The organism is Providencia sp. 2023EL-00965, assembly GCF_033550225.1.
Lineage (GTDB): Bacteria > Pseudomonadota > Gammaproteobacteria > Enterobacterales > Enterobacteriaceae > Providencia > Providencia manganoxydans.
Genome location: NZ_JAWUEH010000007.1, coordinates 151357 through 174208 on the forward strand (window position 1 = coordinate 151357; position 22852 = coordinate 174208).

The window sequence follows — 22852 nt, forward strand, 5'->3', positions numbered from 1 at the left end:
ATTGAAATTATGCTAATTGAACGTTATGCAGTATACCTTATCAGAGCGCGTTGATGCGGAGAATTGTCGTTTTGCTCATATGACCTCGATATTTCACTAAAATGACAATTATTATCGGACTATCATCATTGAGTGTTAACATTCATAATTCTGTCATAAAAGTGACGCATAATGATTTTACTTTTAATAATCTCTTCTTATTTACAGGATTAATCATGGCAAGACGCATTCTAGTAGTTGAAGATGAAGCGCCCATCCGAGAAATGGTTTGTTTTGTACTAGAGCAGAATGGTTTTCAGTCTATTGAAGCTGATGATTATGATTCCGCAATTGCGCAGTTAGTTGACCCGTTACCTGATTTGGTGTTATTGGATTGGATGATCCCGGGTGGTTCAGGGATCCAAGTCATTAAACATATGAAACGTGACAGTGACACGCGTGATGTGCCCGTGATGATGCTGACTGCGCGTGGGGAAGAGGAAGACCGAGTAAAAGGGCTAGAAGTTGGGGCTGATGATTATTTGATTAAGCCTTTTTCACCAAAAGAGCTGGTGGCTCGTGTTAAAGCCATTTTACGTCGTATTTCGCCGATGGCGACAGAAGACATCATTGAAATGAACGGGTTAACATTAGATCCAACCTCTCACCGTGTCAGTAGTCAAGATACGCCTATTGATATGGGGCCAACGGAATATAAATTACTGCATTTCTTTATGACTCACCCTGAGCGGGTGTATAGTCGTGAGCAGCTACTTAATTATGTTTGGGGCGCAAATGTTTATGTAGAAGATCGCACCGTTGACGTACATATTCGCCGCCTTAGAAAGGCATTAGAAGTCGAAGGGCATGATAAAATGGTGCAAACAGTTCGTGGTACGGGCTATCGCTTCTCAACGCGTTACTGATAACTAAAGGGGATACCCGCGTGCTTGAACGCTTATCATGGAAACAGCTGATTTGGGGGCTGTTTTTATTTATTTTACCTGCATTAATTTTATCTTTATTTATCGGCCATCTTGCATGGCTGTTGGTGATTTCGCTTGCAGCAGCGTTGATTTGGCATAGTTATAACTTAATGAAACTGTCATATTGGTTATGGCTAGACCGTAGTATGCTCCCTCCTGATGGTAAAGGTGGATGGGAACCCATATTTTACGGGATATATCAAATGCAACAACGTAATCGTAAACGTCGTCGTGAGCTAGGACAATTAATTAAGCGGTTTCGAAGTGGGGCTGAATCTTTACCTGATGCCGTGGTAATGATGACGCTTGAAGGGAATATTTTTTGGTGTAATCGCCATGCCCAACACTTATTGGGTTTTCGTTGGCCTGAAGATAGTGGGCAACCTATTTTTAACTTACTACGTTACCCTGATTTTAGTCGTTATTTTACCTTACAGAATTATGAGCAACCGTTAACGCTTGAGCTGAATAGTGGTGCGATTGTTGAATTTCGTATTCTTCCTTATACGGAAGGTCAATTATTAATGGTGGCTCGCGATGTCACTGAAAAACGTCGGTTAGAAAAAGCACGTAGAGATTTCTTTGCTAACGTAAGTCATGAGTTACGCACGCCATTGACGGTTATTCAGGGGTATCTTGAAGTGCTGGATGACCAAGAAAATACCTCACCCGCCAATAAAAAAGCCCTTCATGTGATGCAAGAACAAGCACACCGTATGGATAGCTTGGTTAAGCAATTATTGCAACTATCACGTATTGAAGTGGCTCCACAAATTAGTTTAGATGAGCAGATTAATATCCCTGTTATTTTAAAAATGATTGAGCAAGAGGCGATTAGCTTAAGTCAGGGGCGGCAACAATTTGAATTTTCTGTCGATGAAAAATTACGTGTTTATGGTAATGAGGAACAACTGCGTAGTGCGGTGGCAAACTTAGTGTATAACGCGATTACTCATACACCTGAAGGTTCAACTATTCGTGTTAGTTGGCAGAAAAATCATCATGGCGCACGCTTTAGTGTGGCGGATAATGGTACGGGGATCCCTGCCGAACATATCCCTCGCTTGACCGAACGTTTTTATCGTGTTGATAAAGCAAGGACTCGCCATGGGAGTGGCGGAACAGGTTTAGGCTTAGCCATCGTCAAACATGCTTTACAACATCATAATAGCCAGTTAGTGATCACCAGCCAACTTGGCAAAGGCAGTGAGTTCTCTTTTACTTTACCACCGGTGTTGATTGTAACTGATAAGAAAACGGTTAAGACAGTATAAATAACCCCTAACATGATCCTCGATGAAAGCGGCAGCTAGTTGCCGCTTTTGCTCGTTAATTCAACGTATATATCCCTTTTTTAGATGTTTATTTGTTCTTTTTTAGTGATAAAAGCCAGTAGCCAAGGTCAACTTTCTCTAAACTCTAGCGACTTCTCAGGTCATTCGATATTCTATTTCCTCGTCCTCATCTAGCCACTGTCATGGTAAATAGCGAGAGTGAATAATCGCATATTGATTGTTTTTTGTTCAAATCATATAGTGTATATTCGTAGTTTACTGACAGTAATCACTGGCTAGCAAAAATACTTTAGTGTTTTATGCTTGTTTTCTGGTTTGCTATTGCCTTTTTACCCTATAAAAGTTTTACTTGTAGCCAGTTATTGGCGATTTTCCCTATTTTCTGAGTTTTCATCTTGCCTGATGTGATAAATAATACACATTGTATTGTTAATGGCTTGTTAATTAAAATTCTATGCTCTACATGGTTCGAGGTATAACTAGGCGGCGAGTGAGTGAAGTGCTAAGGGCATACAAAGGTATGTGACTAGTCGGAACGAATGATGCCATTAGTGTTGTAACTTGAAGAGTGACGAGTGTGTCGTCAATTATAATTCAAAGAGATACCTATAGGCGTCTCTACATTTTCTAATATCGTTACATAGATTTAATATAAAATATGGCTCATCGTTTAACATCCAGAGATATTATTGCCTTAGGTTTTATGACCTTTGCGCTATTTGTTGGGGCTGGAAATATCATATTTCCACCTATGGTCGGCTTACAAGCAGGTGAACAAGTTTGGACCGCAGCCCTTGGTTTCCTTGTAACTGGCGTTGGTCTTCCCGTTTTAACCGTTATTGCACTAGCTAAAGTCGGTGGTGGCATTGAATCCTTAAGTACACCTGTAGGCAAAACCGCAGGTTTATTACTTGCCGTTGTTGCTTACCTTTCAGTTGGGCCTTTATTTGCGACACCTCGTACCGCAACCGTATCATATAAAGTGGGCATAGCACCGTTACTTGGCGGTGAATCTGACATCTCGCTATTGATTTACAGTGCGGTCTATTTTGTGTTAGTGATCGGTATTTCATTGTATCCGGGAAAATTACTCGACAGTGTTGGCCACATACTCGCACCGGTGAAAATGCTGGCTTTAGCTATCCTTGGCGTTGCTGCGGTATTGTGGCCGGCAGGTGAACCACTGCCTTCAACAGATGCATATCGTGATATGGCATTCTCTAATGGATTTATCAATGGTTATTTAACCATGGACACGTTAGGGGCGATGGTATTTGGTATTGTCATTGTTAATGCTGCGCGTTCGCGAGGAATTGAAAACTCTTCATTATTAACGCGTTATACTATGTGGGCTGGTTTAATTGCAGGGGTATTGCTGACACTGGTTTATCTATCATTATTTAAATTAGGTGAAAACAGCGCATCAATTATTCCTAATCCACAGGATGGGGCAGACATTCTGCACGCGTATGTTCAATATACTTTTGGCGATTATGGTAGTTTCTTCCTAGCTGTTCTGATTTTCGTTGCTTGTATGGTGACGGCGGTCGGTTTGACTTGCGCTTGTGCTGAGTTCTTTAGCCGCTATGTGCCGATTTCATATCGTACTTTAGTGTTGATACTTGGCGTGTTTTCTATGGTGGTCTCTAACCTTGGCTTAAGTAAGCTGATTGCATTTTCTGTTCCTGTGTTAGTGGCGATCTATCCACCTTGTATTGTGTTGATCTTACTTAGCTTCACGCTCAAGTGGTGGCGTAACCCAAGTGTAGTGATTGCACCAACTATGTTGACGAGCTTTGTGGTTGGGTTGATTGGCGCTGCAAAAGCATCAGATAACTTGAAAGATTATATTCCTGAATGGATGACCTCTATTCCATTGTATCAGCAAGACTTAGCGTGGTTATTGCCTTCGATTGTCGTGCTAATTGTTGCCGCTGTTTGTGATCGGGTGGTGACGCCAGCAACTGAGCATCATCAGGCTTAATAGAACTATATTAAAAATCAAAAGGAGCAAATTTGCTCCTTTTGATTTATTTGAAATAGGGATAGTTTAATTAACGCCAACAGCACTACCCGCAGGGCGTCTTACATCGTTTGCCCCATAGATATAGCCTTGGCGAACTTTACCTGAAACAGCGGAGTCATTACCTGAAGAATCCGTTTTGTCACCTTTTGCATCAGGTACAGGAACCATAATCAGCTCAGCGGCTCCCCATGGGGTCTGCTCCACCATCTTGTAGCCCATCTTATCAAGTAAGGCTAAACTATCTTTAGAGACGCCTCTTTCTTCATAATAGACCTCATCAGGTAACCATTGGTGGTGGATCCTTGCAGCATTTACCGCTTCTTGTGGCGGCATGCCATGGTCGATAATATTCAATGCGGTTTGTAGGGTAATTGAGATAATACGCGATCCTCCCGGTGAACCAAGTACTAGGAACACATGGCCATCTTTAGTCACAATGGTTGGGCTCATTGATGAAAGTGGGCGCTTACCGGGGGCAATAGAGTTTCTTTCCCCTTGCACTAGCCCATACATATTTTTTTCACCGACTTTAGTGGTGAAATCATCCATTTCATCATTTAAAAAGAAGCCGGTACCCGGCGGGATCACCACTGAGCCAAAACGGCCATTGATGGTATAGGTGGTTGAAACCGCATTACCTTTATCATCGACAACAGAGTAGTGAGTCGTTTCTGGTTTTTCATGTGGGCCAACACCCGGCTGAACTTGAGTTGATGGTGTGGCTTGATTTGGTTTGATCTCTTTGCGCAGTTCTTCCGCATAGGCTTTGCTCAGCAATTTATCCGTTGGATTATCGACAAATGCGGGATCACCTAAGAACGTATTTCTGTCCATATAAGCATGGCGCATCGCTTCTGTTAACGTATGGATATATTCGGCGGAATTGAAGCCCATTCCTTTAAGATCATAGTTTTCTAATATATTCAGCGTTTGGCAAATCGTTACACCACCTGAGCTAGGTGGTGGCGCAGAGATAAATTTATAGCCACGATAGGTGCAGCTAACTGGTGTTGTATCGGTGATCGTGTAATTTGCAAAATCGTCGGCAGTTAAGATGCCGCCATTCTTTTTAGAGGCTTGTTCAACAATTTTAGGGATCTCGCCTTCATAGAAAGCCTTAGGTCCTTCTTTTGCTATTTTTTCCAGTGTATTAGCTAGATCGGTTTGTACTAATAGATCACCTGGTTGGAAAGCGCTACCGTCAGGCTTTAAAAAGATGCGTGCCACTTCAGGATCTTGCTTAAAGCGATCTGTCGTCGTATCTAGTACGTCAGTATCTGCTCGCGTCAAAATAAATCCTTCTCTGGCTAATTTAATCGCCGGCTCCATCACTTGTTGGCGACTCATGGTGCCATATTTTTCAAGAGCATAATCAAGGCCTTTGACAGTACCTGGAACACCGGAAGCTAAATAACCATAAAGGCTGGCATCTTTAATGAGTTTGCCATCTTTATCGAGATACATGTCTGCATTAGCTGCTTTAGGGGCCGTTTCCCTGAAATTGATAAAAAGATCGTTGCCATCAGCAAGGTGGATTGTCATAAAACCACCACCACCAATATTGCCGCAGCATGGGTTAACGACTGCTTGTGCATAACCAACAGCAACAGCAGCGTCGACCGCGTTACCACCAGCCTTAAGGATATCAGCACCAATCTGTGATGCTAAATGTTGAGAAGATACCACCATGCCTTTTTGTGCCTCAACAGCAGGCTCTGAGGCAGCAAATAACTGAGGTGAGATAAGTAGCGAAAGTAGTAGGGCAGAAGGGCGCCATGATGTTTTTATCATTAGTATCTCCTGATGAATGTATGAGATTATGTAACATAAACGACTAATGTGAATTATTTGTTAATCATTTGTACGCTTAATGTATAGCATAAAATAGTTGAGATAACTGAAGGATAAAACTGAAAAGTGTTAACAAAATGCTAAAAAATTTATTTTGAGGGAATTTTTCGTGGCAATAATGAGGCACACAGGGGTGCCTCTAAAGATATTTTTTGAGTTTATTTTTGATTAAATAAGGCGATATGGATCCAACCATTATTGGTTAGAACTAAAGGACTTTGTTGTGATTTTTCAGCTCGTTCTTGGCTGGTTTTAATTTGTGGATAAGCGGCAATCACTTTTTCATTTTTAGCCCAAGGTGCGACGTCTTCAATCTTTTGCTTGAAATTAGCAATTGAAACTTTTTGTCCACCACGCTCAGCTGGCTCAGTAAAGTTAGTGACTTCGGTGACGACAAATTTACCGGTGCAGAAGCTACCACGACCTGAGAAATCGGCTTTTGTCGCGTCAAAGAATTTTTGACCTTCGCTAGTTAACGTAAACTCTACGCCATCACCTGATTTCTCAGTGCCCCACATATCCTTAACAACAATTTGTTTGTTCGCTTTATTTAATAGTCCCGCATCAACCAAAGTATCTAATTGTTCAATAGTACGTGTATTGGATGGTGCTAAAAAACCAGCAGGGAATGAGCCCGTATTAATACAAATAGCAGGTTTTGTATCGAGATAATCTTGAATGGATTTTTTGAAATTACTTTCAGATGCCGTTTGGTTATTATCACAGCCAGCAAGTGCCACCCCAGCAATAACAATGGATGCTAACATTTTGAACTTCATGACATTTATCCTACTTTGTGATTGTTTTAGTGATTAAGCTAAAAAATGTAACTAATTATTGATAAATGTAACCATATTATAAATCATGAAACCATGAAAGTATGGTTCGCTATATATTCTTAAATATATTGAATTTTAAGTTTAATTAAGAATTTTCTAGCAATCGCTATTGCAAAAAAGATGACAAGACAGGAGGGAATAATATGAGGGCAATCTCTAAAAATGGAAAAATCGGCACAAGCAACGCCTATGCCGATCTATAAAAACTTAAAAGGTCTTAATTACAGACCCGTTGCGTTTTTGGTCAGGTAGTCAGCAACGCCTTTAGGAGATGCGTTCATACCTTCTTTTCCTTTTTCCCACTGAGCTGGGCAAACATCACCGTGCTCTTCGTGGAATTGCAGCGCATCAACCATACGCAGCATTTCATCGATATTACGGCCTAATGGTAGGTCGTTAACGACTTGGTGACGAACAACACCATTTTTGTCTACTAAGAAAGAACCACGCAGAGCAACACCTGCTTCTGGGTGCTCGATGCCGTAAGCTTTCATGATTTCACGTTTGATATCAGCAACCATTGGATATTTAACTTCACCAATACCGCCATTATCAACAGGAGTTTTACGCCATGCGTTGTGAACAAACTCGGAGTCAAAAGAGACACCAACAATTTCAACGCCACGTTTTTTGAATTCTTCATAACGGTGATCAAATGCAATCAATTCTGAAGGACATACAAAGGTAAAATCCATTGGCCAGAAGAAGATCACAGCTGCACGGCCGTTCAGGTGGTTTTTTAGGTTGAAGTTATCAACGATTTCACCGTTACCAAGAACAGCTGCCGCAGTAAAGTCAGGGGCTTGACGTGTTACCAGAACCATAATTTACTCCTATGAGTTTGAATTAAAGGCTTTCTATATATACTCGGTATACTTCGAGTTGCCGCGCTTTTTGGTTAAAACATGGTGATGATGTTCATTCAACGCCAGCCACATAGTTTTCTATGTTCCTAGCGACTCATTCACTGGCCACCGAGCAGCCTCTCGAATTATCTAGAGTATATTTATACACTGTGGAAGAATATGGAATTCCCTACAAACAATAAAGGTATAAATACCAATCGTTGTGATAGCTTTTGCCTATCAATTGTAGCAATTTAATAAATTAACATCAATACAATAATTTTAATACAACAAAGTGCAAGTGGTATAGCGATCAAGTTGTCGATGTTGTGAGGTTACCGACAAAAATTCGTTGCTCAGCTTTATTAACCATCTGTGGGTAAAATTCGAAAAATAGCTGTTCGAGCTCAGTGTAGTGCAATAAAAAGTCATTAAAAGAACCACTGAGTGCATGCAATTTAGGCCGTCTACGTGCCATTCCATTTAATGATTTACCGATATACGCTTTTTCAGCGTAACGAATTAACCATTGTTGTGGCCAAAGAAACTCATTTAACTCCTGAAATCTTTCAGGGGTATGACAAAGATCGGGTTCGATTTGAGATCGTGCAAAATGCACAAAATTACTCAACGACATCGTAGGTTCAATGATATTCCAATGCAAAGAAAGAAAATGATCCCAGACCAGATCAAGCGTGATGGGGGCAACACGACGATAATCATCACGAAACAATAATTTAGCTTGTTTGACTAAAGGGTGAGTATCGGTCGCTTTATCAACGGCTCGATGCATAAAAATACCTGTAACAACATCAGGCGGATAGAGGCCTTCGGGATTACCTCGAACAAAATCGGCCATTAAATTGCCAAGCAAGGAACTATTGGCTTTGTGAGCTAGATGTAGGTGAGCTAAGAAGTTCATGTGGTTATCATATACTCGATACTATCTTAATAATACCCGATGCTATCCTAATAATACCCGATGCCTTTAAAATTATAGCTGCGTTCGCCACACAAAACGAACCTATGTATGCTCCTAGGGGTCAATTTGCTAGCTGCCTTGCTCTAATTCGAAATTCATGGGGTATAAGATCGAGTTAGGGAAAAGGGAAAAGGGAAAAGGGAAAAGGGAAAAGGGAAAAGGGAAAAGGGAAAAGGGAAAAAGAGAAGCGTTTTGTTTTTAATTAAAGAAATGGCGGATTTTGCAAAACATTTGTTACATAAAAACAGTTTTTTCGGCAAAAATACGCTTATTTCTTGCGCCTTCGAGTCCTCAGCACTAGACTAGTCGCCTGTTTTTTAGATCGAAGTTAAGACAATGCGTGTTTCCGATTTTACTTTTGAATTACCTGAAGAATTAATTGCCCACTATCCTCAAGCGCAAAGAAGCGCGTGCAGACTGCTGAGCCTCGATGGACCAACGGGGAAACTGACCCATGGTATTTTTACCGATGTTCTAGATAAACTGGCGCCCGGTGATTTGTTAGTTTTTAACAATACACGGGTGATCCCTGCACGCTTATTTGGCCGTAAGGCGAGTGGCGGTAAAATCGAACTACTTGTCGAAAGAATGCTAGATGAGCATCGTGTATTGGCGCATATTCGGGCATCTAAAGCGCCAAAAGAAGGTGCTGAGCTGGTTTTAGGTGAAGATGAAAGCGTGAATGCGACAATGGTAGCGCGTCATGGTGCCTTATTTGAAGTGCGTTTTGATGATCCACGCGATGTATTGAGTATACTCAATCAAATCGGCCATATGCCATTACCACCTTATATTGATCGACCTGATGAAGAATCAGATAAAGAACTTTATCAAACCGTCTATAGTGAGCGTCCGGGCGCCGTTGCTGCACCGACAGCAGGTTTACACTTTGATGAACCACTATTAGAAGCGCTACGAGCAAAAGGTGTCGAAATGGCCTTTGTCACCTTGCATGTTGGTGCGGGTACATTCCAACCTGTTCGGGTTGATAGCATTGAAGATCATATAATGCATTCTGAATATGCAGAAGTGCCACAAGATGTTGTTGATGCGGTATTAGCTTGTAAGGCAAGAGGAAACCGTGTTGTTGCGGTAGGAACAACCTCAGTACGCTCATTAGAAAGTGCGGCTAAAGCCAGCCAAGATGCGCTGATAGCACCATTCTTTGATGATACGCAAATCTTTATATATCCAGGTTATGAATACCAAATCATTGACGCATTGATCACAAACTTCCATTTGCCAGAATCAACGTTGATTATGTTAGTTTCTGCGTTTGCAGGGTATAAAAATACCCTACAAGCCTATAAAGAAGCAGTTGCACAGCAATATCGTTTCTTTAGTTATGGTGATGCGATGTATATCACCTGTAATCCCGATGCTCGTCATGAGCAGGTTGGAGAGTAAGTTAATGTAGGCAACAGCAACGCTGCTTGCTGATAAAAGTGAAAATCAGCATCGGACTGTTTTTCTGATGCTAGGAGACATAATAGTGAAATATGAATTACAAACCACGGATGGCAAAGCGCGTCGTGGTCGTTTGATTTTTGAGCGTGGTGTGGTTGAAACCCCTGCGTTTATGCCTGTTGGTACTTATGGAACCGTTAAAGGCATGACGCCTGAAGAAGTTAAAGAAACGGGCGCACAGATCCTTTTAGGTAACACGTTCCATTTGTGGCTACGCCCTGGGCAAGAAATCATGAAATTGCACGGCGATTTGCATGATTTTATGCAATGGCAGGGGCCGATTTTAACTGACTCAGGTGGTTTCCAAGTCTTTAGTCTTGGTGCAATGCGTAAAATTAAAGAAGAAGGTGTGCATTTCCGTAATCCAATTAACGGTGAGAAAATCTTCTTAAGCCCTGAAAAATCAATGGAAATTCAGTACGACCTTGGTTCTGATATTGTGATGATTTTTGACGAATGTACGCCATATCCTGCTGATTGGGATTACGCTAAAACGTCAATGGAAATGTCTTTACGTTGGGCTGCACGTAGCCGTCAGCGTTTTGATGAGTTAAACAATAAAAATGCGTTATTTGGCATTATCCAAGGCAGTGTTTACGAAGATTTACGTGATATTTCTGTTAAGGGGCTGGTGGAGATTGGTTTTGATGGGTACGCTGTAGGCGGTTTGGCGGTTGGTGAGCCAAAAGAAGATATGCATCGTATTTTAGAGCATGTTTGCCCGCAAATACCGGCTGATAAACCTCGTTATTTAATGGGTGTCGGTAAACCTGAAGATTTAGTTGAAGGTGTCCGTCGCGGTATTGATATGTTCGATTGTGTGATGCCAACTCGAAATGCGCGAAATGGACATTTATTTGTCACCACTGGCGTGGTAAAAATTCGCAATGCGAAATATAAATCGGATACAGCCCCACTCGATTCAGAGTGTGATTGCTATACTTGCCGCCATTATAGCCGTGCTTATTTGCACCATCTCGATCGCTGTAATGAAATTCTTGGCGCAAGGTTAAATACCATTCATAATTTACGTTATTATCAACGTTTAATGGCGGGTATTCGTCAGGCGATTGAAGAAGGAAACTTCGACGAGTTCGCTAAAGATTTTTATCAGAAGATTGGGAAAACCCAACCTTCGTTAAATATGGAATGAATTTAAGTGCGAAATAGGTTGAACCTGTGTAGCATAGCAGGCTTGGCTGTACTTATGTTTTAAATTGCGTTCAATAACAATGAGGAAAGTTGAATGAGTTTTTTTATTTCTGAAGCAGCGGCATCCGCAGGCGCTCCAGCACAGGGTAGCCCATACACAATGGTTATCATGCTTGTCGTTTTCGCCCTGATCTTCTATTTCATGATCCTGCGTCCACAGCAAAAACGTGCTAAAGAGCACCGTAAACTGATGGAATCAATCACTAAGGGTGATGAAGTTTTAACGACCGGCGGTTTGATTGGACGTGTAACCAAAGTTTCTGAAACGGGTTATGTTGTTCTTGAACTGAGTGAGAACACTGAAGTAACCATCAAACGTGATTTCGTTGCTGCCGTTTTACCAAAAGGCACAATGAAAGCTATTTAATTTCTGATTTTCCCGAAGGGAACTGCCGTGCTAAACCGTTATCCTTTGTGGAAGTATCTGATGCTGATCGCTGCGATCCTCATCGGTCTGCTTTATGCGCTTCCAAACCTATATGGTGAGGATCCGGCTGTTCAGATCACTGGCGTGCGGGGAACCGCCGCCAATGAACAAACGCTGATCCAAGTCCAAAAAACGTTAGAAAAAGACAATATCCAAAGCAAATCTGTCGCTTTGGAAAATGGGGCTGTACTTGCCCGATTCAACAACTCGGATATCCAGCTACGCGCCCGTGAAGCACTGGTGAGCGCACTGGGTGATCAATATGTTGTTGCATTAAACCTTGCACCAGCAACACCGAAGTGGTTAGAAGCTGTCGGTGGTGAGCCAATGAAACTTGGCCTTGATTTGCGTGGTGGGGTTCACTTCCTGATGGAAGTGGATATGGATACTGCATTAGGTAAGTTGCAGGAACAAAACATGGACGGTATACGCAATGACTTGCGCCAAGCAGGCATTCCGTACTCATCTATCCGTAAAGGCGACAATTATAGCGTTGAAGTGCGTTTCCGTAACGCTGATGATCGTAGCCAAGCAGAGAAAACACTGGCTCGTAAATTCCAAGATTTAGTGTTTTCAGATGGTAGCGACAATACCATGACTGCCGTAATGACGGATGAGCGTCTACGTGAGGCTCGTAACTATGCTGTATCTCAAAACATTACGATTATTCGTAACCGTGTAAACCAATTAGGTGTTGCCGAACCATTAGTTCAACGCCAAGGTGCGGAGCGTATTGTTGTTGAGTTACCGGGTATTCAAGATACTGCGCGCGCTAAAGAAATTCTTGGTGCGACAGCCACATTGGAATTCCGTTTAGTCAACCAAAGCGTTGATCCATCAGCGGCTGAAAGTGGTCGTGTACCGGGTGATTCTGAAGTTAAATATGATCGTAATGGTGTGCCTTACGTACTGTATAAGCGCGTTATTTTAACGGGTGATCATATTACTGATTCAACGTCTGGCGGCGATGAAAACGGTGCTCCACAAGTAAGCATTGGTCTTGATAGTGCTGGTGGTTCTACCATGTCTGATTTTACTCGTGATAATCAGGGTAAACTCATGGCAACACTGTTTGTTGAATATAAAGACAGTGGCAAGAAAGACGCTGAAGGCCGTGTGATTTTGGTCAAAGATGAGAAAGTCATCAATGCTGCCAATATTTCAGCGCGTTTCGGTAGCCAGTTCCGTATTACAGGTATTCAAGATCCAAACGAAGCTCGCCAGCTATCACTATTGCTGCGTGCGGGGGCATTGATTGCGCCAATTCAAATCGTTGAAGAGCGTACCATTGGTCCAACCCTTGGTTTGCAAAATATCGAGCAAGGTTTGAAAGCCTGTTTAGCAGGTCTATTAGCATCAATCCTGTTTATGATTATTTATTATCGTAAGTTTGGTTTGATTGCCAGTACGGCACTGTTTGCAAACTTGATTATGATTGTTGGTGTGATGTCCTTGTTACCAGGGGCGACGTTAACCATGCCAGGTATTGCCGGTATTGTATTAACTCTTGCCGTTGCGGTCGATGCCAATGTTTTGATCAACGAACGTATCAAGGAAGAGCTGCGCAATGGGCGTTCCGTCCAGCAAGCGATTCATGAAGGTTATAAAGGCGCCTTCTCAAGTATTATCGATGCAAACCTGACAACATTGATCACTGCAATTATTCTGTACGCAGTGGGTACAGGGTCAATCAAAGGCTTTGCAATTACGACAGCTATCGGTGTCGCCACCTCTATGTTTACAGCTATTATCGGTACGCGTGCAATCGTGAACCTGCTATATGGCGGTAAACGTGTCAACAAGCTGTCAATTTAAGGAGCACGTTGTGGCACAGGATTATACTGTTGAACAATTGAACTATGGCCGTAAAGTTTATGACTTTATGCGCTGGGACAACGTTGCCTTTGGTATTTCTATCGTATTGCTGATCGCATCAATTGTGATTATTGGAGTTAAAGGCTTCAACTGGGGGCTTGATTTCACTGGTGGTACCGTCATAGAAATCAACTTAAGTCAGCCTGCGGATTTAGATAAAATTCGTGAGAGTTTATCTAATTCAGAGCACAAAGATCCGTTAATCCAAAACTTTGGTAGCAGCCGTGACATTATGATCCGTCTACCACCAATTGAAGGAACAGCGGGTCAAGAAGTTGGTAAAGAGATCATTACTATCATCAATAAAAATGTTGATGAACAAGCGACAGTTAAACGTATTGAGTTTGTTGGTCCAAGTGTTGGGGCTGAGCTGGCTCAAACAGGTGCATTAGCACTGTTAACGGCGCTGATCTGTATTTTGATCTATGTTGGCTTCCGTTTCGAATGGCGTCTAGCAGCAGGGGCCGTATTAGCGCTTGCACATGACGTTGTGATTACGTTAGGTATCCTATCTCTCTTTCATATTGAGATAGATATGACCATCGTGGCATCGTTGATGTCGGTGATTGGTTACTCACTGAACGACAGTATCGTGGTATCTGACCGTATTCGTGAGAACTTCCGTAAAATTCGCCGTGGTACGCCATACGAAATCATGAACGTCTCTTTGACTCAAACATTAAGCCGTACCATTATGACATCAGCAACGACATTATTAGTGGTTCTGATGCTGTATATCTTTGGTGGCGCGATGTTAGAAGGCTTCTCACTGGTTATGTTAATTGGTGTGACCATCGGTACCATCTCATCTATCTATGTTGCTTCTGCATTAGCACTGAAGATGGGTATGAGACGTGAACATTTGCTTCCACCGAAGGTTGAGAAAGAAGGCGCTGACCAAGAGTCTTTATTGCCATAAAGGTGTTTTCACCATGGTTAATGTTTTGGGTTAAGCGTTAAAACAATCTTTCTAGTTTACTGAAAAGTAAAACACAAAACTAAAACACCCCGCTAGGCTTTAAATGTACAGCCTTGCGGGGTGTTTTTTATTAAGCACTGAGTTACACTGTTTACCCGAAATAAGATCAGGAAACACTATGCATTGCCCATTTTGCTCAGCTGTGGATACGAAAGTAATTGACTCGCGTCTAGTTGGAGAAGGCTCTCAAGTACGTAGACGTCGTCAATGTCTCGTTTGCCATGAACGCTTCACCACCTTTGAAGTGGCGGAACTTGTTATGCCACGGGTAATTAAGAGTGATGAAGTACGTGAACCTTTTGATGAAGAAAAACTCAGCCGCGGTATGCAAAAAGCATTAGAAAAACGACCAGTTAGCGCGGATGCAGTTGAACAGGCTATTATCTCCATCAAATCAAAATTACGTGCAACAGGTGAAAGGGAAATTCCTTCTAAACAGATTGGTAATTTAGTGATGGATGAACTGAGAAAACTGGATAAGGTCGCTTATATCCGTTTTGCTTCAGTGTACCGTAGCTTCGAAGACATACGTGAGTTCGGCGAAGAGATCGCTAAATTGCAGGATTAAAGCATGATAGAACAAGATAGCATCTATATGGCGAGAGCCCTAGAGCTCGCTGAAAAAGGCCGTTTTACAACGTCACCTAATCCAAATGTTGGCTGCGTTATCGTCAATAATGGCGAAATAGTGGGTGAAGGCTATCATCAAAAAGCAGGCGAACCACATGCAGAAGTACACGCATTGCGAATGGCCGGTGAAAAAGCCAAAGGAGCGACAGCTTATGTTACGCTAGAGCCTTGTAGCCACCATGGGCGCACACCACCTTGCGCTGAAGCTTTAATTAATGCAGGGGTTAGCCGTGTCGTCGCCGCAATGCAAGATCCCAATCCTCAAGTAGCAGGGCGAGGCCTATATATGCTATCTAAGGCAGGCATTGAAACGGCCAGTGGCGTATTAATGGAGCAGGCTGAGGCGCTAAATCGTGGTTTTCTAAAACGCATGCGTACGGCATTCCCATATATCCAATTAAAACTCGCGGCTTCGCTTGATGGTAAAACCGCTTTGCAATCTGGGGAAAGTAAATGGATCACCTCAGCGGCGGCTAGGAAAGATGTTCAAATGTTGCGAGCACAAGCCAGTGCAATTTTAAGCACAAGTAATACTGTGTTAGCGGATGATCCATCATTGACAGTTCGCTGGAATGAACTGCCTACCGATATTCAAGCTATTTATCCTGAAAATGCATTACGTCAGCCTATTCGTATTGTTTTGGATAACCATAATAGAGTCACCGCTCAGCACAAAGTCACTCAGCTTGAAGGGGAGTGCTGGTTAGTGCGTCCAAAACCAGAGGCTGATGTCATGTGGCAAGGGCAAGTCGAACAACTCGCGATCCCTGCGGATGATAACGGTATTGATCTGGTTATTTTGATGATGCAATTGGCTAAGCGAAACGTAAACAGCATTTGGGTTGAGGCTGGGCCAATATTAGCAGGCTCATTATTGAAGCTTGGTTTAGTCGATGAGCTCATTGTATATATTGCACCTAAATTACTCGGTGATACGGCGCGTGGCCTAGTGAATTTTCCTGCGCTTGCTCATTTATCAGATGCGCCAAAATTTGAATTTACTGATGTGCAGAAAGTCGGTGATGACTTGCGTGTCAGACTACGTCCTGTGTGGTAATTGAAGTTTTTTATGGTTTTGCTGAAATTCAACCACGCGGTTAGTGAAAGAATGTGATAAAATCCGCGCCCCATGGGGTATATACTTTAAATAATTCGAAATGTAGCCGCTATACCTTAGTGCAAAGTGCTGCAATTTGAAGGATGACAAGTATAATTAATTTAAGGAAGGCTATGAACGTAATTAAAGGTGTTGTTGCCGCGCCACAAGCGCGCGTCGCTATTGCAATCGCTCGTTTTAACAACTTTATTAATGATAGTCTGCTGGACGGCGCAGTTGATGCGCTAGAGCGTATCGGCCAAGTTTCTCAAGACAACATCACTGTTGTATGGGTACCGGGTGCTTATGAACTGCCATTAACAGTCAAAGCATTAGCTGAAACGAAAAAATATGATGCAGTTATCGCTTTAGGTACCGTAATCCGTGGTGGAACGGCTCACTTTGAATTTGTTGCTGGTGAATGTAGCTCAGGCCTCTCTCACGTAGCAATGAACAGTGAAGTACCTGTGACCTTTGGTGTCTTAACCACTGAAAATATTGAGCAAGCGATTGAGCGTGCTGGTACAAAAGCAGGTAACAAAGGCGCTGAAGCTGCATTGACTGCATTAGAAATGATTAATGTACTTAAAGCTGTAAAAGGCTGATTTAGTTTTTATTTAAGGGGAATCTTGTGAAACCTGCTGCTCGTCGCCGCGCTCGTGAGTGTGCTGTACAGGCCATCTATTCATGGCAATTATCTGGCAATAATGTTTCTGATGTGGAATATGAATTTATTGCTGAACAGGACATGTCTGACGTTGACGTAATTTATTTTCGTGAACTGTTGTCAGGTGTAGCGAACAACGCTATTAAACTTGATCAACTGATGGCACCTTTTTTATCTCGTCAACTGGAAGAGCTGGGGCAGGTAGAGAAAGCGATTTTACGTGTCGCTATGTATGAACTTAGCTTCCGTGAAGATGTTCCTTACAAAGTTGCGATTAATGAAGGCATCGAACTCGCTAAAGTATTTGGCGCAGAAGATAGCCATAAATTTGTTAATGGTGTTCTTGATAAGGCTGCACCTGCTGTTCGCCGTAAAAAATAAAATTGCTCAGGGTCCCCTCCTGTAATAGTACTATGCTCTAAATAATTCTAGGTGCAGTTAGGTGACAAGTGCGCATGAGTATTGTCACCATATGTTAACCAAAAGCACTGCAACTTGAAGTATGGCGGGTATACAGTAGTAATAAGATAGACTGCTTATGCGGTCTATCTTTATGTCTATTATTTTTTAATAACGAAGTTCCCAAGTATAGCGAAAACGGAAAACCTACCATGTCATATGGCGAATTTGACCTCATCGCGCGTTATTTTAATCGTCAAAAAACGAATCGGCGTGATGTAAACATCGGTATTGGTGATGACTGTGCCTTGATGACTATCCCAGAAAAGCAGCAACTTGCTGTAAGCACTGATACTTTAGTTTCTGGCATTCATTTCCTTCCTGATATATCACCAGCAGATCTTGCCTATAAATCATTAGCTTCCAATTTAAGCGATCTTGCCGCGATGGGCGCTGATCCTGCATGGGTTTCCTTGGCGATCACGCTACCTCATGTTGATCCAACTTGGTTAGAGCAGTTTAGTGATAGTTTGTTTGAACAAATTAACTATTATGGAATGCAATTAATTGGTGGTGATACTACACGTGGTCCTATGAGCCTAACTTATACGGTACATGGACTTGTGCCTACGGGGAAAGCGTTATCCAGAGCCGGTGCTCGTAACGGTGATTGGATATATGTGACAGGAACGCTTGGTGACAGTGCTGCGGGTTTAGCTCTGCTACAAGGGCGTTTAGATATTGCGGATCAAGAGCACAGATCGTGGTTAATTGGCCGTCATTTACGACCCCAACCTCGCATTTTACAAGGGCAAGCGCTACGCAATTTAGCCTCTTCAGCAATTGATATTTCAGACGGGCTGATTTCTGATCTTAACCATATACTGAAAGCAAGTGGTTGTGGAGCACATATTAATTTAGATGCTTTGCCTTTATCACAAGCATTGAAGCAAAATTGCTCTCAAGAACAAGCTCAGATTTGGTCGCTTAGCGGCGGTGAAGATTATGAACTTTGTTTCACTATCCCTGAAATTAATCGTGGTGCGTTAGAAATGGCACTAGCACATACAGGGGCGCATTTTACGTGTATTGGGCAGATCAAACCTCAATCGGAAGGGATCCGTTACTATCATGATAACCAAGCAGTTGATGTGAACCTAAAAGGGTTTGATCACTTTGTTTTGGAAAGTGTAAATAGTTAAAGGATCAAAATAATATTATTAAAAAAGTCCATGTCAGTTGCTGATATGGACTTTTTTATTGATTATTTATCATCAGATAGTGATATTTATTGATTATCTATAATATAAAAATAATATCTATTTCTTACAGCTTGAGTTATGAAAATATAATTGAAGTAATTTTTTCGGTATAAAATCAACTAGCGTTAGTTCAATAAAGGCTACCGATAATTATTTGAATTAAAACAAATAAGCTTTTGGGATTGGCAAAAGAAAGCTGCCAAAAGGCAGCTAAAATAAAATGAGGCGTATATCCCATAAAAGTATGAGATGTTTTTGTCAATATTGACAGAAATTCTTATGAGGGCAATTAGGTATTAAAAACATACTGAACTTTATTTGAGATAAAAGCAAGATCCTTTTAAAAGAAATTTGATTTAAATTGATCGTAGCTATGCTTTTTTAAAATAACGGATCTTTAAAATAACGCTAAAAAAGCAGGTATTGAATAACTCCAATACCTGCTTTTTTTAGGGATTAAGCTTTCTGTTGATACTCTTCAATAGCTTTGATGATGCCATCGCTATCGAGACCTAAGTCTGCAAGCACTTCTTGTTGGCTACCTTGTGAAATAAAGTAATCAGGTAGTCCAAGATTCAATATAGGTAGGATCTTTCGTTGGTGCATGAGAAACTCGTTAACACCGCTACCTGCACCGCCCATAATCGCATTCTCTTCCAAAGTTACGATTAGATCGTGGCTATTAGCCATTTCTAAAATCAATGCTTCATCAAGTGGTTTAACGAAACGCATATCAACAACAGTTGCATTGAGTTTTTCAGCTGCAACTAACGCATGGCTGAGTAATGTACCAAAACATAAGATGGCAATTTTTTCACCTTGACGGCGAATAACACCTTTACCGATAGGTAATGGCGCTAAAGGCTGTAATTCTGCCCCTGTACCAGTACCACGAGGGTAACGTACTGCACTTGGTCCATCACTATAGTGATAGCCTGTATGCAGCATTTGGCGACATTCGTTTTCATCGCTTGGTGTCATGATGACTAGCGTTGGAATACAGCGTAGATAAGACAAATCAAACGATCCTTGGTGGGTCTGCCCATCAGCCCCTACAATACCTGCACGATCAATTGCAAATAAAACAGGCACTTTTTGAATAGCAACGTCATGGATCACCTGATCATAACCACGTTGTAAGAACGTAGAGTAGATAGCTACGATTGGCTTATAGCCGCCAATCGCTAATCCCGCGGCAAAAGTTACGGCATGTTGCTCGGCGATGGCAACATCAAAATATTGATCAGGGTACTCTTTTGAAAAGCGTACCATGCCCGATCCTTCACGCATTGCTGGGGTGATCGCCATCAATTTGTCATCATTTTGTGCTTCATCGCACAACCAATCACCAAAGATCTTCGAATAGGTTGGGCCGGTTTCTTTGCTTTTTGGCAAGGTAAAGGTACTTGGATCAAACTTAGGTACGGCATGCCAGCTGATAGGATCTTTTTCTGCGGGTTCATATCCACGACCTTTTTTAGTCATGATATGTAGAAATTGAGGGCCTTTTAGATCACGCATATTTTTTAGCGTTTGCACCAGCGCGATCACATCATGGCCATCAACAGGGCCTATGTAATTAAAGCCTAATTCTTCAAACATGGTGCCTGGAACGACCATGCCTTTGATATGTTCTTCAGTTTTCTTTAATAGCTCTTTAATGGGAGGCATATTAGAGAAAACTTTTTTACCACTTTCACGTAACGTGGTGTACAACTTGCCTGAAAGCAGATGCGCTAGATGATTATTGAGTGCGCCAACATTCTCAGAAATTGACATCTCATTATCATTTAGGACAACTAACATATCAGGCGCGACATCACCAGCATGGTTCATCGCTTCGAATGCCATACCTGCTGTGATAGCACCGTCGCCAATCACACACACCGTTTTACGGTTTTTATCTTCTTTTTCAGCGGCGATTGCCATACCTAGGCCAGCACTGATTGAAGTCGATGAGTGACCAACGCTCAATACATCATATTCGCTTTCTCCACGCCATGGGAAAGGATGCAAGCCATTTTTTTGACGGATAGTATCAATACGATCACGGCGACCCGTCAAAATTTTATGGGGGTAGGCTTGATGACCAACATCCCACACCAAGTTATCGAAAGGCGTCTTATAAACATAATGTAATGCAACGGTGAGTTCAACCGCGCCTAAACCAGAGGCAAAATGACCGCTAGAACGACCAACACTACTAAGTAAAAACTGCCTGAGTTCATCACACAGCTTAGGCAAGCTCTCTTTTGGCAGTAAACGTAGCTCTTCTGGTGTTTCTGCCAGCGCTAGTGTTGGATACTTAGCGATATCAATACTCATTAGGGGCTCACTACTATTTATAATTGTTAATAAAGTAATATACTCGTCATACTTCAAGTTGCAGCGTTGTTGACTGCATTCACTCGCACTAGTCACATACTTTTGTATGCTCCTAGGGACTCATTCACTTGTCGCCTAGCTGCACCTCGAATTATTTAGAGTATGACTCGTCATACTTCAAGTTGCAGCGCCTCTCGTTAAGGCGTGGTGACTGCTCTCATTTATACCAGTCAAAGTGTCTTTTATGTTCCTAGCGACCTATTATCTTATCGTCTAGCTGCCCTTTCGAATGACTTAGAGTATACACATTAAGTGGCATCGTTTTTTGCAAGCAAAATATGCCTTTGCCACAGTAATATTTTTACTACTAGTGTGTTATTCAGTTATCACAGAATGGTGATTTGAATCACATAAGAGTATAGCGCCGGTCAACCCAGCGCTCGAATTATCTAAAGTACATATCTATTATGCCACCTTTATCATTCTTCGTCTGAATGTAAAATGACATTGTATTACATTAGCTTTTTCGCTCGATAATGAAATTGGCAAGTGCGACTAAGGTTTGTGTATTATAGCCTTGAATTTCAATTATTTTTAATGCTTCTAGCGCAGTATAATACAATTCACGGGCTTTTTCCTGAGCGGCTTCAAGCCCCAACAATGATGGATAAGTGCTTTTCTCATGTTCTGCGTCTGAACCTTGGCGCTTACCGGTCACCTCACTGTCACCAACCACATCTAAAATGTCATCTTGTACCTGAAACGCGAGGCCGATAGCTTCTGCATACTTATCTAGCGCTGGTAAAATTTGATGGCCTTTTGTTCCTGCTGAATAGGCTCCCATACGAATTGCGGCACGTATTAAAGCTCCCGTTTTATGTTGATGAATACGCTCAAGTGCCACTAAATCTACCTGCTTGCCTTCGGCTTCGAGATCTAATGCTTGGCCACCACACATACCTGCTAAACCGCTTGCATAAGCGAGCTCGGCTAACATAGCAATTCTGTCTTTATCTGTAACATCAGGCATTGAGCCAGATGACAATAATTGGAATGCCAATGTTTGCAACGCATCCCCAGCAAGGATGGCATTTCCTTCGCCAAATTTGACATGGCATGTGGGCTGTCCACGTCGTAGATCGTCATCGTCCATCGCTGGAAGGTCGTCATGGATCAGTGAGTAGGCATGAATGCATTCAACAGCTGCTGCGGGAACATCAAGATTATTGCGACTCACGCCAAGCATTTCACCTACGGTATAGGTCAAAAATGGACGTAAGCGCTTACCCCCGAGAAGGGCGCCATGCTTCATTGCCGCTGCAAGGGGTAAATCAGAGAATGGAAGTGCATCTAAGGCATGCAATAAATATTGATTAACTCGCTCATACGCTTGCTGCTGCTGTACTGCGAAGCTGTTAGAATGTTGTTCAGACATAATTTATTCAGTATCGGGTGAAAAATCATCAAGCGCTTTGTTTTCATCATCGCTCAGTAGGATCTGAACGCGTTGCTCAGCCTGTTGTAGGACTTTTTGCCCTTGCTTAGCGATTTGGATGCCACGTTCAAACTCATTGAGTGCATCTTCTAGGGGTAGCGAGCCAGACTCAAGACGAGAAACAATTTCCTCAAGTTCTTTAAGCGAATTTTCAAAGCTAACTACTGGGACTTGTTGAGGTTTTTCTTTAGCCATATTTCTTTAACCGCAAATGT

At 42.1% G+C, this 22852-nt stretch carries 20 protein-coding genes; 13 read left to right on the top strand and 7 right to left on the bottom strand.

The window, feature by feature from the left end; genetic code table 11:
- Positions 1-215 precede the first annotated feature (215 nt).
- The 3 genes from phoB to brnQ all read left to right on the top strand — a co-directional run bounded on the left by phoB (position 216) and on the right by brnQ (position 4244).
- Positions 216-905, top strand: a complete 690-nt coding sequence (gene phoB, locus SC428_RS10930) for a phosphate regulon transcriptional regulator PhoB (RefSeq protein ID WP_070926825.1) — start codon at positions 216-218, stop codon at positions 903-905.
- 20 nt (positions 906-925) lie between these two features.
- A complete protein-coding gene (gene phoR, locus SC428_RS10935) occupies positions 926-2239 on the top strand; it encodes a phosphate regulon sensor histidine kinase PhoR (RefSeq protein WP_283126341.1) in 1314 nt (437 codons plus the stop codon).
- A 679-nt stretch (positions 2240-2918) separates the two neighbouring features.
- Positions 2919-4244, top strand: a complete 1326-nt coding sequence (gene brnQ / locus SC428_RS10940; RefSeq protein ID WP_140181880.1) for a branched-chain amino acid transport system II carrier protein — start codon at positions 2919-2921, stop codon at positions 4242-4244.
- A gap of 66 nt (positions 4245-4310) precedes the next feature.
- Here the strand turns inward: brnQ and ggt are convergent, their stop codons facing one another.
- From ggt to SC428_RS10960, 4 genes are all read right to left on the bottom strand, one after another.
- Positions 4311-6077 (bottom strand): gamma-glutamyltransferase, encoded by a 1767-nt coding sequence (ggt, locus tag SC428_RS10945; RefSeq protein ID WP_070926819.1) that lies wholly within the window; start codon positions 6075-6077, stop codon positions 4311-4313.
- Between the two features lie 218 nt (positions 6078-6295).
- Positions 6296-6916: a hypothetical protein gene (locus SC428_RS10950; protein WP_140181884.1), complete on the bottom strand. Its 621-nt coding sequence runs from the start codon at positions 6914-6916 to the stop codon at positions 6296-6298.
- 281 nt (positions 6917-7197) lie between these two features.
- Positions 7198-7800, bottom strand: coding sequence for a peroxiredoxin C (locus SC428_RS10955; RefSeq protein WP_070926815.1), 603 nt, complete (start codon positions 7798-7800; stop codon positions 7198-7200).
- A 334-nt stretch (positions 7801-8134) separates the two neighbouring features.
- Complete coding sequence (locus tag SC428_RS10960) at positions 8135-8743, bottom strand: ACP phosphodiesterase (RefSeq protein ID WP_070926813.1); 609 nt, start codon at positions 8741-8743, stop codon at positions 8135-8137.
- A 396-nt stretch (positions 8744-9139) separates the two neighbouring features.
- Between SC428_RS10960 and queA the strand changes: the two genes are divergently transcribed.
- The 10 genes from queA to thiL all read left to right on the top strand — a co-directional run bounded on the left by queA (position 9140) and on the right by thiL (position 18757).
- Positions 9140-10210: a tRNA preQ1(34) S-adenosylmethionine ribosyltransferase-isomerase QueA gene (gene queA, locus SC428_RS10965; RefSeq protein WP_318707660.1), complete on the top strand. Its 1071-nt coding sequence runs from the start codon at positions 9140-9142 to the stop codon at positions 10208-10210.
- 85 nt (positions 10211-10295) lie between these two features.
- Positions 10296-11423 (top strand): tRNA guanosine(34) transglycosylase Tgt, encoded by a 1128-nt coding sequence (tgt, locus tag SC428_RS10970; RefSeq protein ID WP_070926809.1) that lies wholly within the window; start codon positions 10296-10298, stop codon positions 11421-11423.
- 93 nt (positions 11424-11516) lie between these two features.
- Positions 11517-11849: a preprotein translocase subunit YajC gene (gene yajC, locus SC428_RS10975; RefSeq protein WP_004905542.1), complete on the top strand. Its 333-nt coding sequence runs from the start codon at positions 11517-11519 to the stop codon at positions 11847-11849.
- A gap of 27 nt (positions 11850-11876) precedes the next feature.
- Entirely contained in the window at positions 11877-13724 is a 1848-nt protein-coding gene (gene secD, locus SC428_RS10980) for a protein translocase subunit SecD (protein WP_081335912.1), read from the top strand.
- A gap of 10 nt (positions 13725-13734) precedes the next feature.
- Positions 13735-14703, top strand: a complete 969-nt coding sequence (gene secF, locus SC428_RS10985; protein WP_070926805.1) for a protein translocase subunit SecF — start codon at positions 13735-13737, stop codon at positions 14701-14703.
- A 178-nt stretch (positions 14704-14881) separates the two neighbouring features.
- Positions 14882-15331, top strand: a complete 450-nt coding sequence (nrdR, locus tag SC428_RS10990; RefSeq protein ID WP_070926803.1) for a transcriptional regulator NrdR — start codon at positions 14882-14884, stop codon at positions 15329-15331.
- A gap of 3 nt (positions 15332-15334) precedes the next feature.
- Complete coding sequence (ribD, locus tag SC428_RS10995; protein WP_318707719.1) at positions 15335-16450, top strand: bifunctional diaminohydroxyphosphoribosylaminopyrimidine deaminase/5-amino-6-(5-phosphoribosylamino)uracil reductase RibD; 1116 nt, start codon at positions 15335-15337, stop codon at positions 16448-16450.
- Between the two features lie 173 nt (positions 16451-16623).
- Positions 16624-17094 carry a 6,7-dimethyl-8-ribityllumazine synthase gene (gene ribE, locus SC428_RS11000; RefSeq protein WP_070926801.1) on the top strand — a complete coding sequence of 157 codons (471 nt, stop codon included), beginning with the start codon at positions 16624-16626 and terminating at the stop codon, positions 17092-17094.
- Positions 17095-17120: 26 nt separating this feature from the next.
- Positions 17121-17537: a transcription antitermination factor NusB gene (gene nusB / locus SC428_RS11005; RefSeq protein WP_070926800.1), complete on the top strand. Its 417-nt coding sequence runs from the start codon at positions 17121-17123 to the stop codon at positions 17535-17537.
- 230 nt (positions 17538-17767) lie between these two features.
- Complete coding sequence (gene thiL / locus SC428_RS11010; RefSeq protein ID WP_318707723.1) at positions 17768-18757, top strand: thiamine-phosphate kinase; 990 nt, start codon at positions 17768-17770, stop codon at positions 18755-18757.
- Positions 18758-19273: 516 nt separating this feature from the next.
- On the opposite strand, the gene dxs is transcribed toward thiL, so the two are convergent.
- From dxs to xseB, 3 genes are all read right to left on the bottom strand, one after another.
- Positions 19274-21142 (bottom strand): 1-deoxy-D-xylulose-5-phosphate synthase, encoded by a 1869-nt coding sequence (gene dxs / locus SC428_RS11015; protein WP_272580395.1) that lies wholly within the window; start codon positions 21140-21142, stop codon positions 19274-19276.
- A gap of 517 nt (positions 21143-21659) precedes the next feature.
- Positions 21660-22577 (bottom strand): (2E,6E)-farnesyl diphosphate synthase, encoded by a 918-nt coding sequence (ispA, locus tag SC428_RS11020; RefSeq protein ID WP_070926797.1) that lies wholly within the window; start codon positions 22575-22577, stop codon positions 21660-21662.
- Between the two features lie 3 nt (positions 22578-22580).
- Positions 22581-22832: an exodeoxyribonuclease VII small subunit gene (gene xseB / locus SC428_RS11025; protein ID WP_070926795.1), complete on the bottom strand. Its 252-nt coding sequence runs from the start codon at positions 22830-22832 to the stop codon at positions 22581-22583.
- Positions 22833-22852 lie beyond the last annotated feature (20 nt).

What these genes read in the sequence shown, in the direction of transcription:
- phoB (WP_070926825.1), top strand. Translation starts at nt 216, where the DNA reads ATGGCAAGACGCATTCTAGTAGTTGAAGATGAAGCGCCCATCCGAGAA.
- brnQ (WP_140181880.1), top strand. Translation starts at nt 2,919, where the DNA reads ATGGCTCATCGTTTAACATCCAGAGATATTATTGCCTTAGGTTTTATG.
- ggt (WP_070926819.1), bottom strand. Translation starts at nt 6,077, where the DNA reads ATGATAAAAACATCATGGCGCCCTTCTGCCCTACTACTTTCGCTACTT.
- SC428_RS10950 (WP_140181884.1), bottom strand. Translation starts at nt 6,916, where the DNA reads ATGAAGTTCAAAATGTTAGCATCCATTGTTATTGCTGGGGTGGCACTT.
- SC428_RS10955 (WP_070926815.1), bottom strand. Translation starts at nt 7,800, where the DNA reads ATGGTTCTGGTAACACGTCAAGCCCCTGACTTTACTGCGGCAGCTGTT.
- SC428_RS10960 (WP_070926813.1), bottom strand. Translation starts at nt 8,743, where the DNA reads ATGAACTTCTTAGCTCACCTACATCTAGCTCACAAAGCCAATAGTTCC.
- queA (WP_318707660.1), top strand. Translation starts at nt 9,140, where the DNA reads ATGCGTGTTTCCGATTTTACTTTTGAATTACCTGAAGAATTAATTGCC.
- yajC (WP_004905542.1), top strand. Translation starts at nt 11,517, where the DNA reads ATGAGTTTTTTTATTTCTGAAGCAGCGGCATCCGCAGGCGCTCCAGCA.
- nrdR (WP_070926803.1), top strand. Translation starts at nt 14,882, where the DNA reads ATGCATTGCCCATTTTGCTCAGCTGTGGATACGAAAGTAATTGACTCG.
- ribD (WP_318707719.1), top strand. Translation starts at nt 15,335, where the DNA reads ATGATAGAACAAGATAGCATCTATATGGCGAGAGCCCTAGAGCTCGCT.
- ribE (WP_070926801.1), top strand. Translation starts at nt 16,624, where the DNA reads ATGAACGTAATTAAAGGTGTTGTTGCCGCGCCACAAGCGCGCGTCGCT.
- thiL (WP_318707723.1), top strand. Translation starts at nt 17,768, where the DNA reads ATGTCATATGGCGAATTTGACCTCATCGCGCGTTATTTTAATCGTCAA.
- dxs (WP_272580395.1), bottom strand. Translation starts at nt 21,142, where the DNA reads ATGAGTATTGATATCGCTAAGTATCCAACACTAGCGCTGGCAGAAACA.
- ispA (WP_070926797.1), bottom strand. Translation starts at nt 22,577, where the DNA reads ATGTCTGAACAACATTCTAACAGCTTCGCAGTACAGCAGCAGCAAGCG.
- xseB (WP_070926795.1), bottom strand. Translation starts at nt 22,832, where the DNA reads ATGGCTAAAGAAAAACCTCAACAAGTCCCAGTAGTTAGCTTTGAAAAT.